The following is a 15,927-nucleotide window of genomic DNA, read 5'->3' as shown; positions in this document are numbered from 1 at the left end:
GATCGCTATGTCGGTGGCTCCAGCGCATAAAGCGCAAGTCTGTGGCACTCCTTTAGAAGTGCATCGACTTCATGAGCGGGGTTTGACCTATATCCGGGCGGTAATCCTGGGCGCAGCGGCGGCACGCGCCTTGGGCCAGCGGAGGCAGTCTTTCGCTTTTCGAGTTGCCGCGCCAAACGCTTTGCCTGTTTGGGTAAATCGTTCAGCGCTTCTTGCAGTGCAGCAAGGCGCTGGCACAGATGTTTTGCGGTCAATTCACGCGGTGGTTTGGCTGTATAAAACAAAGGAGTGGACACGCCAATCACGCTGATGCGCGGCATGAATTTGGATGTCTGTTTTGGCTTTTGAAATTCGATCAAGCGCTTGCGCGGATCGAACAGTTTGAAGCGTGGCGTCTTAGCTGTGGGCTTAAACGCTGCAAAATTGGGTAGCCTATTGCTCTGCGCAATTGGCGCTGGTTTGCGTGGTGCCTCTTTATAAAGCCTTGCCGCAATAACGATGAGCCGCCGCGCCGCGCTTTCTGCCGGACGCAGCACACGCAAAATAGCACTACGGCTTTGGCGCGATAGGTGCGGCGTTGTCATTGCGAGCAATGTGCCAAGCACACGCAGCAATGCATCACGATTAAGATTGATTGCCGCCTGCCAGTTCATACCACCCTCATTGTTTGGAACGTATTATGGGGGCGGGTTAGTGGGGGTGGATAAGTTGGCGTGCTTTTTCCTCTCCCGCAGGCGGGAGAGGGATGTGAGGCTTCGCGCATTTGCGCGTTAGCCACAGCTGGGTGAGGGGAATTGGATGCGGCCCCTCATCCGTCTACTCGTTATCACTCGTATCCACCTTCTCCCGCGGGCGGGAGAAGGAAAGGTGGCTAGCTGCCGTGTTTTGCGCGCTTTGTATAAGTAGTTAGGGTCGGGCGTGTGGCGGTGGATAAGTTGGTGAAATTATTCCTCGCCGCCATCAGCATCTAGGAATTTACGCCGGTTTTCGGCGAATATTTTATACTCAGATGTTACATGAGAGTCGGCTACTTTTTTGGAAATTTTACCGGCATGATTGAGCAATGGGCGCTCGTTATTTTTAATGAATTTGTCCAATGCGGCTTCAGCATCGGACATTTTAACGAGACGCTGCAAATCGGTTTCTTGCTCAAAGTAATCAAGAAGCATGTTTGTGAAACGGTTCAGGTCTCTAATTTCAGCTTCACCTAAAAAGTTTTTGGCAGTGTTGCAGTCACTTGAGAGCGGTTTTACGCCTTTCCATGTTGTTAAACCCATATTGGGTTTTCGGTGATCGGCACGATTCACACGAATTTCAGCGCCCGTCATTGATGTAACTGCGTAATGTAGCTTGTTTTGTACGGTCGCAAAAAACTGATTTTTAGCTTTATCATCATACATTTCATAGTCGCTGCAAAGAGCGCAAATTGCACGAACCTCTTTGTAAACATTGGCTTCAGAAGCGCGAATATCGCGAATGATTTCGCGAAGTTCTTTAAAGTGGTCGTGATTGTCAGGGTCTTTTAAACGTTCGGCATCAACAACAAATCCTTTGGTGGCGAACTGAACAAGTTTTTGAGTTGCCCATTTTCTAAATAATGTTGCTTGGCCACTTGCTACTCTGTAGCCAACTGAAATTACCATATCTAAGCTGTAAAGTGTTACTGGCTTAGTTGAGTTTGCAAATTGCATTTTTTGCAAATTGCCCTCTATATCGAGTTCCCCATCATCCAGTACGTTGGAAATATGTCGTGAAACGACAGAAATATCTCGACCAAATAAGTTCGCAATTTGAGCTTGTGTCATCCAAAGGCCACTACCTTCATAACGTAGTTGAACCTGAGCACCTTTGTCAGTGCTGTAAATAAGAAAACGGTCACCGGTCGTATGATCTTCAGTTAGACGCACGGGTTCTTGCTCGAAATCATTCTTGTTTGTGAGCTTGCTTAGAATTTGATCAGGATCTCGGTTGGGCATCGATAATATCTCAGATAAAAATAAAATCCTAAAACAAATCTCCGTTTATGCCAAGGCTTAAGTTCTCTCTTTGTTCTCGAGTGAGTTGACGTAAGAGAGTCTTGATAGAAATCTACATTTTGAATGTGTGGCGAAAGTTCCCCTCACCCAGCTGCAACTAACATCCGCGATGCGGATGAAGTTTCGCATCCCTCTCCCGCAAGCGGGAGAGGGAAAGGTGGCCCACCCTCCGTCATCCTAGGCCTTGAGCCTAGGATCCATTCCGTGAAGGTCGCTATGCAAGCTACGCCTTCTATATGCTATTACTTTTGTAGCTTCTTGACACCTTTATGATCTAATTCCACAGCTGCACCATCGGGACCTATTTTAACACGGGCGGCAGAGCCGAGAATTGCAGATGCAAGATCATCTGCATTTGATTGGCCTTCTTCCGCACGTGCATCCCAATCAAACAATCTACGAGTAAAGCTATCTAACAGAGCAACAGGTATATCTTTTTCAGGGGATTCTTTTTGCCATTCAAGCACAGTTTCTGTTACCCAGCTCGCTCTATCGATATCAATGCGCGTTGTTGCTAATGCTTTTTCGTACTCGCCCTGAATATGAGTCCAAGAAGTTTCCCATCGTATATAAAAGGCTAGAAACGCCAGCGCTGCAAAGCCAGTCACTGTAGATTTTGCATACGCTAGCCATAAATCAGTGCCGCTTAGCGAGCCGACTCCAATCGTTGGCATTATTGAAACAGCTGACAGCAACATTAAAAAACCTATGCCAACGAAGAAAGCCATACGAACCGGAGTCCGCTGGCCAACTGTCGATTTAGAAAATAGGCTCTTTTTAAGGGCGTTATCTATGTCAGCCTTAATGTCTTGACGAATTTCTCTTCGTGCATGTGTATTTGATCTATCGTCTAGTGCTTTTTTAGCTTTTTCTAACTCTTTACGTTGTTGATCAACTTCAGCTTCGAATTGCTTTTTCTTTTCCTCAACTTCTGTACGTAGAGTTTCAATAGTTTGTTGATGAGACTCGCGTAGTTCTTCGTTTTTCGTTTGAAAGCTCGATTGTAGTTCGTTGAACTTATCAACAGAACCAGCTAGAGCGGCTTCCATTTGAGCAAAGTGGCTTATTGGGTCAAAATCAGATACACTTTCATTTGCTTTCGATGGCGGCATTCCAAAGCGTTTTGAAATTTCAATTTGCACTTGGCGCATTAAATCCCAATTCGTTGCACCTTGCGAATTGTGGTGATAATCTAACTTATTGAGTGGTGTTATTGAATTGTGGTTTCTTTGAAGTGTAGCCGAGAAAGAATCCAAACTGATTGTCAAACTTGCCAAAGCAAAACCTTGGGATTTTTCAAATTCCTGAATAGCCGATTCATGTGTGACATCTGAAAGATCATAGTTTTGAAAACTATCAGAAAATCTAATTTCCAACTCCGGAAATTTGCGTAAAATTTCTCTAGATATTTTAATCCATTGCTTGTCCGACAACGGATTTACCCAAGAACTGTTTGCCATATGATTTCCCCTCAACTCTTTAATTTAAGCATTGGGAGGGAATGAAGACAATAATATAATTAGAGCTATTGTTTGAATAACCCCCACCCTGTCCCTTGAAAGTGGGAGGAAGGGCGCATGTAAAAACCCGCCTCACATTTCTGTAAGGCGGGTTTTGGATTTTGTAGTGAAGGCTACCCCTCACCCAGCTGCAACTAGCATCCGCGATGCGGATGAAGCTTCGCATCCCTCTCCCGCAAGCGGGAGAGGGAAGTGAGTGTTTTAGGCCGCTAAATCGCGAAGAACGGTTTGCAAAATGCCGCCGTTTTTCAAGTAATCGATTTCGTCGGCAGTATCGACACGGCACACAAGCGGCAGGTCAAAAGTAGTGCCGTCTGCGCGGGTGACTTTCGCGGTTACTTTCTGGCGTGGTTTAACGTCGGCCAAGCCTTCGATTGAAACCATTTCGTCGCCTTCAAGATCAAGCGTTTTCCATGATGTGCCTTCTTCAAACACGAATGGAACAACGCCCATGCCAACAAGGTTTGAACGGTGGATACGCTCATAGCTTTCTGCGATCACAGCTTTCACGCCCAGAAGGTTTGTGCCTTTGGCCGCCCAGTCACGCGATGAGCCGTTACCATATTCTCCGCCAGCGAACACAACCAGTGGCACGCCTTCTTCACGGTATTTCATGGCCGCATCATAGATCGGCATTTCTTCTTTTGACGGGTAGTGGATGGTGAAGCCACCCTCTTTGCCGTTTGCGCCGAGCATGTGGTTGCGGATGCGGATATTGGCGAATGTGCCGCGCATCATCACTTCATGGTTGCCGCGGCGTGTGCCGTATTGGTTAAAGTCCATCACGCCAACGCCATTGTCCATGAGGTAAGCACCAGCTGGAGACTGGGCTTTAATCGCGCCCGCAGGCGAGATGTGGTCGGTGGTGATTTTATCGCCAAACAGACCCATGATCCGCGCGCCTTTAATATCGCCGATTGTGCCTGCTGATTTTGACATGCCGACGAAATATGGTGGGTTCTGCACATAGGTAGAACCGTCTTCCCATGCATAGGTTTCGCCTTCTGGAATGGACACGCCCTGCCAGTTCTCGTCGCCCTTGAACACATCTGCATATTTCGCTGCGAAGATTTCGCGTGTGACATATTTCTGGATGAATTCTTGGATTTCTTTGTTGGTAGGCCAGATGTCTTTCAAGAACACATCATTGCCGTCTTTGTCCTGACCGATTGGCTCATTTGTCAGGTCAATTTTAACCGTACCAGCCAGCGCGTAGGCAACAACCAATGGCGGTGAAGCCAGATAGTTGGCTTGAACGTCCGGTGAAATACGGCCTTCAAAGTTACGGTTGCCAGAAAGCACACCCGCTGCGATGAGGCCTTTTTCGTTGATTGTTTTAGAAATTGGCGCATTCAGTGGACCGGAGTTACCGATACATGTCGTACAGCCAAAACCAACAAGGTTGAAACCGATTTGGTCGAGTTCTTTTTGCAGGCCAGAATTTTCAAGATATTCAGCCACAACCTGTGAGCCAGGTGCAAGCGATGTTTTAACCCAAGGTTTTTGCTTGATGCCAAGCTTGTTGGCGTTGCGTGCCAAAAGGCCAGCACCGATCAAAACCGATGGGTTTGATGTGTTGGTACATGATGTGATCGCTGCGATTGCAACATCACCATTGCCAAGGTCAAAATCTTCACCTTCAACCGCATAGCGCTTGTCGAGTTCAGCTTTGTCTTTTTTGTATTCGCTCACGAATGAATCATTGTAGCCAGCGCCAACGTTCTCAAGCGGGATACGGCCTTCAGGACGTTTTGGACCCGCCATTGATGGCACAACAGAGCTTAGATCAAGTTCAAGTGTGTCGGTGAAGATTGGGTCTTCAGAACCGGCGTTGCGGAACATGCCTTGTTCTTTTGCATAAGCTTCAACAAGTTCAATGCGATCTTTGTCGCGGCCAGTGATGTTGAGGTAGTTAAGCGTTTCATCATCAATTGGGAAGAAGCCGCATGTTGCGCCATATTCTGGGCCCATATTGCCGATGGTTGCCGCATCTGCGAGCGTTAAATGGTCAAGACCTTCGCCGTAGAACTCAACGAATTTACCAACAACGCCTTTCTGGCGCAGCATCTGAACAACGGTGAGCACAAGGTCGGTTGCTGTGACGCCTTCTTTCATTTTGCCGGTAAGTTTGAAGCCAATAACTTCTGGCAACAACATAGAGATCGGCTGGCCGAGCATTGCAGCTTCAGCTTCGATACCGCCAACGCCCCAACCAAGAACGCCAAGGCCGTTAATCATGGTTGTGTGGCTGTCTGTACCAACACATGTGTCTGGGTAAGCAACAGTTTCGCCTGAATCTTCTTTGGTCCAAACGCACTGGCCAAGATATTCAAGGTTTACCTGGTGGCAGATACCTGTGCCAGGGGGCACAACGCGGAAGTTGTTAAAGGCGTTCTGGCCCCATTTAAGGAAGCGGTAGCGCTCTGCGTTACGCTGATATTCAAGTTCAACATTGCGCGCAAATGCGTTCGGGTTGCCAAATTCATCAACGATCACCGAGTGGTCGATCACAAGGTCAACAGGCACAAGCGGGTTAATCTTCTGAGCGTCGCCGCCAAGAGAAACCATCGCATCGCGCATCGCAGCCAAATCAACAACGGCTGGAACGCCGGTGAAATCCTGCATCAAAACGCGGGCCGGACGGTAGGCGATTTCGTAGCCTTCGGTGCCTTTGTTTTGCAACCAGCTGGCAACGGCTTCGATGTCTTTTTTGGTGACAGAGCGATCATCTTCATTGCGAAGAAGATTTTCAAGCAGCACTTTCATGGAGAAAGGCAATTTTGAAATGCCAGTCAGGCCGTTTTTCTCGGCTTCTGCAAGGCTGTAATAGGTGAATTCTTTGCCCGCGACCGTCATTGTTTTGCGGCATTTAAAGCTGTCGATCTTTGACATGGCTCTTTTCCCTTCGATTGTTGCGCGTTGCTCGTTGGTAGCAGCGGCGCTTAATTCAGTCACTATGCTGCACTGCATAAGCGTAATCGTTGTAAATTTAAAGCTATTCTAAAGTCAAAATTACGTTTGCATTGCAAGTTTGATTAAAACTATGGCATTGCTCGGCGAAATAGAGGTATCCACGCGTCCCTAATGCAGCTCATTGCGGAAAATTTAGCGGCCAATAGAGGCGATACGCGCATCTTTGAAGGTGTTAGCTTTTCGCTGCGTGCTGGCGAAGGCATGACGATTACAGGTCCCAATGGCGCAGGTAAATCAACGCTGCTTCGGGTATTGGCCGGATTTTTGCCGCCAAGCGAAGGTTTTGTGGAAGTCTCAGATGGTGAGCTTGCAGAGCACAGCCATTATCTTGGCCCCAATAATGGCATGAAGCCTAATCTTACGGTCAAAGAAAATTTACTCTTCTGGCAAGATTTTTGTGGCGGCGGCGGGCGTTCAACGCTGGATGCGCTTGATGAAGTGGGCCTTGGCCATGTTCACGATGTGCCGTTCTCGGATTTATCGACGGGGCAAAAGCGCCGCGTTGCGATTGCGCGCCTGTTTGTCTCGCCGCGCTATATTTGGTTGCTTGATGAGCCAACCACGGGGCTTGATCGCGCATCGGAACATATGTTCACGCGTTTGATCGTGCGGCATCTTCGAACAGGCGGCATGGTGATTGCGGCAACGCATTTGTCCTTGGGCGTTGATGCGATGAAGAATTTACGCTTTGCCGAGGCAGCGCAATGACGGCGCTTCTCATACGCGATATAAAACTTGGACTGCGCGCAGGCGGCGGGGCACTGATCGGCATATTGTTTTATCTGGCTGTGGCAGCGGTGACACCGTTTGCCATGGGGCCGGATTTAAATTTACTGGCAAAAATTGGTCCTGCTATTTTGTGGACTGGCGCGTTGCTTGCTTCGCTTTTGGGGCTGGAGCGCTTGTTTCAAATTGACCGCGAAGACGGTTCACTCGATTTAATGATACTCAATCGGCACACGACATCTTTGTCGCTGGTTGTGTTTACCAAATGTGTGGCGCATTGGGTCACGACAGGCCTGCCATTGGTTATTATTACGCCGCTGCTTGGATTGTTGTTAAACATGGACGGCGCGGCCATTGGCGCAACGGTTTTAACCTTGTTGATTGGCACACCTGCGATTACATTTATTGGTGCTGTGGGGGCGGCGATTGCGGTCTCGTTGCCACGCGGCGGCCTGCTGGTATCCGTTGTGATTCTACCCTTTGCGATACCGGTTTTGATTTTTGGTGTTATGGCAACTTTTGGTGCTGTGGTTGATGGTGCGCCGTTTAAAGCGCCCTTGTTTTTGCTGGCAGCGCTAACTTTATTCTTTGCTGTTCTTGGCCCATTGGCTGCAGGTTACGCGCTTAAAAATGCCGGCGATTAACGTAAGGTTAGCTTGTCAGTTTTTGACCGTTTTTGAACAAAATAGCTGCATTCTCAATAGGTTATATTTGCCGTTGTGATGTAAGAAATTTGACTTTTTGTACAATTTTTACGCGTGAAAATTTGACTCTGCTCCCTCAGTCCCTATCCTAGTAGGTATCAGAAGATTGCCGGATCAACCGGTATCAAAATTTTATTGGGAGAATTCTTGAAATGAAAAAAGCACTTTTGCCACTTCTCGCAGGTGTCGCATTCGTCGCATTTTCGGGCACAGCGCACGCCGCTGACGGACAATGCGGTGATGTTTCAATCGCGGAGATGAATTGGGCATCTGCTGGTGTTGCCGCACAGGTCGACAAACTCATTCTTGAAAAAGGCTATGGCTGTAACGTCGAGTTGGTTGCTGGTGATACAATGCCAACTTTTACGTCTATGACCGAAAAAGGTGAACCAGACATTGCGCCGGAACTATGGGTAAACGCGGTTAAGATTGCACTCGACAATGCTGTTGAAGAAGACAAGCTCGTTATCGCTGCTGAAATTTTGAGTGAAGGCGGTGTTGAAGGCTGGTGGATTCCAAAAACAATCGCTGAAGCTAACAACATCAAAACTGTTGAGGACGCGCTTGCGCATCCTGAGCTTTTCCCTGGCGGCGAAGATGACGACAAGGGCGCGATCTTTACATGTCCATCAGGTTGGGCATGTCAGCCGATCACAAACAACATGGCGAAAGCCCGCAATGCTGAAGAAAAAGGCTTTGAAGTTGTTGATCCAGGTTCAGCTGCCGGTCTTGACGGTTCAATTGCTAAAGCATTTGCCCGTGAAGAAGGTTGGCTTGGCTATTACTGGGCACCAACGGCTATTCTTGGTAAATACGAGATGGTTATGCTGGACCGTGAAGTTGAGCACGATGCAGAAGCTTGGGACACATGTATTGTGAAAGATGATTGTGCGGACCCTAAGCCAAATGAATGGCGCCGTTCGGACGTTTTCACTATTGTGACAAAAGAATTTTCTGAAGAAAATGCAGTTGCAATGGATTACCTTAAAGCACGCCAGTGGGACAACACCACAGTGGGCAAAGTTCTTGCTTGGATGACAGATGAGCAGGGCACCAACGAAGATGGTGCTATTCACTTCATCGAAAATTATGAAGAGCTTTGGTCAAAATGGGTGAGCCCAGAAGTGGCCGCCAAGATCAAGGGCTAACAACCTTTAATAATAACGGCGCGAGATATATTTCGCGCCGTTTTCGTATGTATTAACATAACCAAGGGCTAAAATATGGAATGGACTGAGTTTCCAGAAATGGAGCGAGAGCAACTGCGCGACCTGCGTAAAGCAATTGACGGAGGGTTTCGTGAGTTTACACGCGCATATGGCGAGTCCATCGAAAACGCGCTTTATCCCGTTGAATGGTTTTTAAAACATTTTGAAAACTTGCTGCTGGATACGCCTTGGCCGTTTGTTCTGATCGGTTTGTGCGGCATTGTCTATTTTGCCAGCCGCCGCCCTTGGCTCACTTTGGGCACATTTGTTGGGATGGCGCTCATCGGCTATTTCGGTATGTGGGAAGATGCGATGAAAACACTCGCAATGATTTCCACGGCAACTCTTGGTTCTGTTCTTTTGGGTATTCCTCTGGGCATCGCTATGGCGAAGTCAGACCGCGTTCAAACAATTATGAATCCGGTTCTTGATGTGATGCAAACAATGCCGAGCTTTGTTTATCTGATCCCTGTGATTATGTTGTTTGGCATTGGCAAACTTCCCGGCATCATCGCGGTTATTATCTACGCTATCCCGCCGATCATACGCCTGACCAATCTGGGTATTCGCTTGGTTGATAAGGAAGTGCTTGAGGCGGCCGATGCGTTTGGCTCAACAAGCTGGAAGCGGCTGACCAATGTGCAAATACCACTGGCGCTGCCAACGATTATGGCTGGTGTAAACCAGACCATTATGATGGCATTGGCAATGGTTGTTGTGGCTGCGCTTGTTGGTGCACCAGGGCTTGGGCAACCGGTTCTCAAAGCGATCAATAACCAATTCCTATTCATGGGTGTTTCTGCCGGTATGGCAATCGTCATACTCGCAATCATTATCGACCGTGCATCGCAGGCCTATGGCCAACGACTGCAATCACACCGTGAAAAGGGGCATTGATCCGATGAGTGGCATTCAGATTAAAAACCTCTACAAAATTTTTGGCGAAGATCCTGCAATGGCGCTCGATCTTGTTAAAAACGGTATGGGCAAAACCGAATTACAGGACCAGCATAGCCATGTTTTGGGCCTGCAAGACATTAATATTGATATGCGCGAAGGCGGTATTCAGGTGGTAATGGGTTTATCCGGCTCGGGTAAATCCACGCTTATTCGCCATATCAACCGATTGATTGAGCCAACCGCTGGCGAAGTGATTGTTGATGGTGTGGATGTGCTTGACATGTCGCGCAGTGATTTGCGTAAATTCCGCGCTCATAAAACATCGATGGTGTTTCAAAAATTTGCATTGCTGCCGCACCGCACCGTTCAATCCAATGTTGAATATGGTTTGGAAGTGCAGGGCATTTCGTCGTCGGAACGCCATGCGCGCTCAAAAAAGTGGATTGACCGTGTAGGGCTTAGCGGCTTTGAGGATAATTATCCCTCACAGCTTTCGGGCGGCATGCAGCAACGTGTTGGGCTTGCGCGCGCGCTTGCAACGGACGCAGAAATTTTGCTGATGGACGAAGCTTTTTCGGCGCTCGATCCGCTGATCAGAACCGACATGCAAGATGTGCTGCTTGAGCTGCAATCCGAGCTTAAAAAGACCATTGTGTTTATCACCCACGATTTGGATGAAGCACTGCGTATTGGCGATAATATCTGTATTTTGCGCGATGGCGGGATCATTCAAAAGGGCAATGCGCAGGATATTATTTTGCACCCTGCGGATGATTACATCAAAGATTTTGTCAAAGACATTAATCGTGCGCGGGTGCTGCGTATTGATTCATTGATGTCTGACGATATGACAAATGCTGGCACGCTCAAACTGAAACGAGACACCAGACTGGATGATGCGGCGCGCCAGATGCAAGAAGCTGATGTTGTCAACGCTCAGATTACGGACGCGTCGGGCAAGGTGATCGGCTCGATTACCCTTGATGATATTGTCAATTCAATGGTTGAAAAAGTGGAAGTTGAAAGCACAGTTTAGCTTAAACCGCATTTCGAAATTCATGCGAGCGCCGTCTTCAATTTTGAGGGCGGCGCTTGTTTTTTGGTCGCATATTCGTGCAATAGGTGAAGTCTGCTAAAATGGGCAATTGGGCTGCATCATTGTGCCTCAATTGCAACGTTAAAGCATCAGCGATAAAATGACTGAAATTGAGAGATTGTCATGAGCAAAAAAGACATAAAGAAAGTGGGCATGTTAGCAGCATTGGCTAATCCCACCCGATTTATGACCTTGTCAGGCACACTATTGCCTTGGCTATCTCTTTTGGCCGCATTGTTTGTTGCCATTGGGCTTTATCTTGGGTGGCAAGCACCGGAAGATTACCAGCAGGGCATCACCGTGCGCATCATGTATATTCATGTGCCTGCAGCGTGGTTTGCGATGTTCTCCTATACGGTGATGGCGCTGTCGGCGCTCGGCGTATTGGTATGGCGGCACCCGCTGGCGGATGTGTCGATACGTGCAGCAGCGCCCATTGGCGCAGCGTTCACGCTTTTATGTCTGGTGACTGGTTCGCTGTGGGGCCGTCCGATGTGGGGCACCTATTGGGTTTGGGATGCACGGTTGACCTCGGTGTTCGTGCTCTTGCTAATGTATCTTGGCATTATGGCGTTGCAGCGCGCGATGGAAGATCCTGCACGGTCGGCGCGGCCTGTCGCGATTCTCGTTTTGGTTGGCTATATCAATATTCCGATCATCAAGTTTTCTGTCGATTTTTGGAATACGCTGCATCAGCCTGCATCCGTTATGCGCCTTGATGGGCCGACGATTCATGCGTCGATGCTATGGCCGCTGCTTGTTGTTGCCATTGGTTTTACGTTTTTGTTTTTGGCCATGCATATGATGGCGATGCGCAATGAAATACGCCGTCGCCGTGCGGCCAGTTTGCGCAAAGCAGGCGCGCGCGGAAAATCATCGGCACCAACGACAGCGGTTCTTGAGGGATAAAAATGTCTGAGCATGAAATATTTGTTTATGCCAGCTATGGGCTTGGCGCTCTTATCATGGCCGTGCTGCTGGCATGGTTATGGATTGACCGCAATATTACGGTCAAGGAATTGGCGCGGTTAGAGGAAATGGGCGTGCGCAGGCGTTCACAAACACAAGATGATTAGGCGTGAGTTTTGAGCAATAGAGTTGAAAAGAAGCCGCGCGCAGCTTGGTTCGTTTATGTGCCAGCACTTGCATTTTTTGTGTTGGTCGGTGTTTTTGCGCTGATGCTGACGCAAGAAGGGCGCGATGCTTCGGCCCTTCCTTCTGCGCTGCTGGGACGTGATGCACCGCAGATTGTTTTGCCGCCGCTTGAGGGGCTCATAGACACAAATGGCACTGCGCTTGCGGGCCTCGATCCGGCCGCCTTTGCGGGCAATATTACGCTGGTCAATGTATGGGCATCATGGTGCGCGCCGTGCCGCGAAGAACATCCTTATTTGACGAAATTGTCACAAGATCCGCGTGTGCAATTGATAGGTCTCAACTACAAAGACAAGACGGCAAACGCGCTGGGATTTCTTGGTAATTACGGCAATCCCTATGATGCTGTGGGCGTGGACAATAATGGCCGCGGGGCGATAGATTGGGGTGTTTACGGTGTGCCGGAGACATTTCTTGTGGGGCCGGATGGCAAGATTAAGTTCAAATTTGCCGGCCCGCTGAACCCAGAAATTATTGAAAAACAGCTGATGCCTGAAATTGATAAGTTAGCGCCGACTGGTTAAAGAGATCGCTTTTCTTGCAAATGCTTTTTAAGTTTTTAGCACCAGCACAATATCCATTACATTGGTGCCGGTTGGTCCAGTTGTTAAAAGTGCACCGCGCTCGTTCAGATAAGTGCCTGCATCGGCAGCGGTCAGATATTTGGCGGTCTGCGCCGTGTCTTTGACCGTTGCCCCGTCAATGATTGCGCCAGCCTCATCGGTTGGACCATCGGTGCCGTCTGTGCCAGCGACCAGAATATGCAGATCATCGCGCGTTTTGATTTTGCCAGCGAGCAGAAGCGCTAAGTGCTGATTGCGCCCGCCGCGTCCTGGATTTTCTGGCAGTTCAACGGTCGGCTCCCCGCCAAAAATATAAAGCCCAGCAGGACCGTTTTTGATTTTATCAAAAAGGCTTGTCGCAATGTCGTCGGTGCGTCCGTAAAGACATTCCTCGTTCAGACATATGTTAAGTTTTTTGCCTTGTGCTGCGCTTTCAATCACTTGTCGCGCAACCGCATTTGAGGCTGCGATTTCAATCTGAACGCGATTGTCATCGCCATTATAAGCGCCGATACCGGACGCGATAACATTGATGCTGTCGCCTTCAACATCGGAGATGGCAATCACATGGGCCGATTTGCCATTAAAGGCATCAAGCAAGCGCCCGCCTTTAATACGGGAGATTTTGCGGCGCTCGGCGTTAATCTCGCCAATGCTCAAACCTTCTGCCAGAAAGCCTTGATTAAGCGCTTTGAGGCTCTCAAGCGTGTGGCCTTCTTCCAGCACTTCAACCAGTGCTGATGCACCGCCTGAAACGAGCAATAAGAGGCTTTGATCGGCGCGCATATTTTTTACGCATTCAAGCACGCGCGCCCCGCCAATCAGTGAATTTTGATCGGGGACAGGATGGGCGGATTCAATAATGTCACAATCATCAAGCGCTGCAAGCGCCTCGCTTATATGGTCGTATTTTGTCACGACAAGTGTTTGGATTGAGCTGTCGAAATGACTGCGCGCGCCGAGCGCCATATCGCCAGCGGCTTTGCCGACAGCGATAATCAAATCAGGTGCTTTGATATTACTCTTGGAAAGGGCTGTGGAAACCGCGCTGAAACCGCGCACGGCATTAACACCCTGCCACCATAAATTTTCGAGAATTGCGGCAGGGTTGTTGGTCATTATTGGGCGTCCGGCTCTTCAAGGCTATGACGATTAATCAGCGGGAACTGAAATGCCATAAAGATGACTGTGATGGGAATATTGCCCCAGACTTTGAAAGCAACCCAGAAATCGTCGGCTGTTTTACCTTCGCCATAATAAAAGTTGGCACCGCGCCATACAATTTCGTTGACAATGGCCATGGCAAAGAAAAACAAAGCCCAACGAATGGTCAAATGAAACCAGCCTTTTTCGTTCAATTCAAAAGCTGAACCGAGCACATATTTAAGAAGCGGTTTTTTAAACACCAAGCCGCCAAGCAATGTGATGCCGAAAAGTGAATTGATGATTGTTGGCTTGAGTTTGATGAAGGTTTCATCGTGCAGATAAAGCGTCAATGCGCCAAAGATAAAAATCACACCGCCCGATACGACGGGCATGAGTGGCAATGTGCGCGTTAGAACCCAAGAGGCGATAAGCGCAATTGCAGTTGCAAGCATAAAGAATGCTGTTGCGATAAATAATGGACCGCCAAGTTCTGCTAATGCAGGAAACATTTCTGCTAATTTTTCGCCGCGATTATTCGCGATGAAAAACACGATCAATGGGCCCATTTCCAAAGCGAGTTTGAGGGCCGGATTGACTTCTTTTTTACTGTCGGAAAGCTCTTTCATTTATTTTTCTTCTTCTTCTATGTTGGCTGTTCCAACGATTGCGGATGCAAAATCATCGGCGCTAAATGGTTCAAGATCATCAACGCCTTCGCCAACGCCAATGAAGTAAACCGGTAATTTGAATTTGGCCGCAATGGCGACCAGAATGCCGCCGCGTGCTGTGCCGTCGAGTTTGGTCATGACAAGTCCGTTGACGCCCGCTACATTGCGGAAAATATCCACTTGGTTAAGCGCGTTCTGGCCTGTCGTTGCGTCTAGTGTTTGCAATACGGTGTGCGGTGCCTCGGGATCATGTTTTTGCAACACGCGCACAATCTTGGCCAGCTCGTCCATCAATTCTGTTTTGTTTTGCAGGCGGCCTGCCGTGTCGATGATGACAACATCAGAGCCGTTGTCGCGGGCCGTTTCATAAGCGCCATAGGCAAGGCCTGCGGCATCTGCGCCAAGTTTCGTGCCAACAAATTCGCTGCCTGTTCTATCGGCCCAAATTTTAAGCTGCTCAATGGCGGCCGCGCGGAATGTATCGCCTGCACCAAGTGTTACTTTAAGGCCTGCAGCGCGCAGTTTTGCGGCCAGCTTGCCGATGGTTGTGGTTTTGCCTGTGCCATTGACACCGACGACCAAAATGACATGCGGTTTGTGCGAAAGATCAAGCTCCAGCGACTTGGCAACGGGGCCAAGAACATTGGTGATTTCTGCGGCCATGATCTTGCGCACTTCGTCGGTCGACACATCTTTGCCGTAACGACCCGATGAAAGCGTGTCGGTAATGCGCATTGCCGTTTCAATGCCAAGGTCGGCTTGAATGAGCACATCTTCCAAATCTTGCAGCGTGTCTTCATCCAGCTTGCGCTTGGTGAAAATGCCGGAAATGGAATCCGTCAATTGTTTTGATGAACGTGACAGACCTGATGTTAGCCGTGCGATCCAGCCCTTGTTCTCCGCTTCCGGTTCAGCCTGCGCGGGGGCAGGTTTCACATCGCCAATGGTGACACTTGTGCGTGTTGTTTCAGTTGAAACCGGCTCTTCAATGATCGGCTCAGGGCTGTCTGTTAACGGCTCTGGTGTTTCTTCTTCGCGCACAGGTTCTGGTGCTGTTTCCGGCGTTGGCTGGAAAACACCATCGACCGCCGCCTCAACATCGGTTGTGGGCGCGCTGTCACTTTTTGCGATTTCAGGCTTGTCAGCGCTGACGCTTGAGTCATTTTTCTCTGGCTCTGGCTCTGGCTCTGGCTCTGGCTCTGGCTCTGGCTCTGGCTCTGGCTCTGGCTCTG

At 48.9% G+C, this 15,927-nt stretch carries 15 protein-coding genes; 8 read left to right on the top strand and 7 right to left on the bottom strand.

Translation table 11 applies throughout. From position 1 onward, the window contains the following. Positions 1-5: 5 nt before the first annotated feature. From N530_RS0107840 to acnA, 4 genes are all read right to left on the bottom strand, one after another. Entirely contained in the window at positions 6-653 is a 648-nt protein-coding gene (locus tag N530_RS0107840) for a hypothetical protein (protein ID WP_026480251.1), read from the bottom strand. A 291-nt stretch (positions 654-944) separates the two neighbouring features. After that, positions 945-1,976 carry a RhuM family protein gene (gene rhuM / locus N530_RS0107835; RefSeq protein WP_035266702.1) on the bottom strand — a complete coding sequence of 344 codons (1,032 nt, stop codon included), beginning with the start codon at positions 1,974-1,976 and terminating at the stop codon, positions 945-947. 302 nt (positions 1,977-2,278) lie between these two features. Continuing rightward, positions 2,279-3,496: a hypothetical protein gene (locus N530_RS0107830; RefSeq protein WP_026480249.1), complete on the bottom strand. Its 1,218-nt coding sequence runs from the start codon at positions 3,494-3,496 to the stop codon at positions 2,279-2,281. A gap of 261 nt (positions 3,497-3,757) precedes the next feature. Then, positions 3,758-6,448, bottom strand: a complete 2,691-nt coding sequence (gene acnA, locus N530_RS0107825; protein WP_026480248.1) for an aconitate hydratase AcnA — start codon at positions 6,446-6,448, stop codon at positions 3,758-3,760. A 192-nt stretch (positions 6,449-6,640) separates the two neighbouring features. Here acnA and ccmA point away from each other — a divergent pair, with 192 nt between their 5' ends. The 8 genes from ccmA to N530_RS0107785 all read left to right on the top strand — a co-directional run bounded on the left by ccmA (position 6,641) and on the right by N530_RS0107785 (position 12,842). Next, entirely contained in the window at positions 6,641-7,237 is a 597-nt protein-coding gene (ccmA, locus tag N530_RS0107820; protein WP_026480247.1) for a heme ABC exporter ATP-binding protein CcmA, read from the top strand. Next, entirely contained in the window at positions 7,234-7,899 is a 666-nt protein-coding gene (ccmB, locus tag N530_RS0107815; protein WP_026480246.1) for a heme exporter protein CcmB, read from the top strand. The genes ccmA and ccmB overlap by 4 nt, the downstream gene beginning before the upstream one ends. 212 nt (positions 7,900-8,111) lie before the next feature. Then, entirely contained in the window at positions 8,112-9,107 is a 996-nt protein-coding gene (locus N530_RS0107810; protein WP_026480245.1) for a glycine betaine ABC transporter substrate-binding protein, read from the top strand. 75 nt (positions 9,108-9,182) lie between these two features. Next, entirely contained in the window at positions 9,183-10,064 is an 882-nt protein-coding gene (locus N530_RS0107805; protein WP_026480244.1) for a proline/glycine betaine ABC transporter permease, read from the top strand. 4 nt (positions 10,065-10,068) lie between these two features. Continuing rightward, positions 10,069-11,103 carry a glycine betaine/L-proline ABC transporter ATP-binding protein gene (locus N530_RS0107800; protein ID WP_026480243.1) on the top strand — a complete coding sequence of 345 codons (1,035 nt, stop codon included), beginning with the start codon at positions 10,069-10,071 and terminating at the stop codon, positions 11,101-11,103. 183 nt (positions 11,104-11,286) lie between these two features. Then, positions 11,287-12,072 carry a heme ABC transporter permease gene (locus tag N530_RS17660; RefSeq protein WP_035266699.1) on the top strand — a complete coding sequence of 262 codons (786 nt, stop codon included), beginning with the start codon at positions 11,287-11,289 and terminating at the stop codon, positions 12,070-12,072. A gap of 2 nt (positions 12,073-12,074) precedes the next feature. Continuing rightward, a complete protein-coding gene (gene ccmD / locus N530_RS18845) occupies positions 12,075-12,239 on the top strand; it encodes a heme exporter protein CcmD (protein ID WP_018689871.1) in 165 nt (54 codons plus the stop codon). A gap of 9 nt (positions 12,240-12,248) precedes the next feature. Further along, a complete protein-coding gene (locus tag N530_RS0107785) occupies positions 12,249-12,842 on the top strand; it encodes a DsbE family thiol:disulfide interchange protein (protein ID WP_026480242.1) in 594 nt (197 codons plus the stop codon). Between the two features lie 27 nt (positions 12,843-12,869). Here the strand turns inward: N530_RS0107785 and N530_RS0107780 are convergent, their stop codons facing one another. The 3 genes from N530_RS0107780 to ftsY form a co-directional block, all read right to left on the bottom strand. Next, complete coding sequence (locus tag N530_RS0107780) at positions 12,870-14,000, bottom strand: DUF4147 domain-containing protein (protein WP_035266697.1); 1,131 nt, start codon at positions 13,998-14,000, stop codon at positions 12,870-12,872. Beyond that, positions 14,000-14,653 carry a septation protein A gene (locus tag N530_RS0107775; RefSeq protein ID WP_026480240.1) on the bottom strand — a complete coding sequence of 218 codons (654 nt, stop codon included), beginning with the start codon at positions 14,651-14,653 and terminating at the stop codon, positions 14,000-14,002. The genes N530_RS0107780 and N530_RS0107775 overlap by 1 nt, the downstream gene beginning before the upstream one ends. Beyond that, the coding region (ftsY, locus tag N530_RS0107770) for a signal recognition particle-docking protein FtsY (protein WP_026480239.1) at positions 14,654-15,927 on the bottom strand (1,274 nt) is incomplete at its 5' end.

It is taken from the genome of Ahrensia sp. 13_GOM-1096m (assembly GCF_000620605.1).
GTDB classification, from domain to species: Bacteria; Pseudomonadota; Alphaproteobacteria; order Rhizobiales; family Rhizobiaceae; genus Ahrensia; species Ahrensia kielensis.
This window is presented reverse-complemented; position numbering and strand designations above follow the sequence as displayed.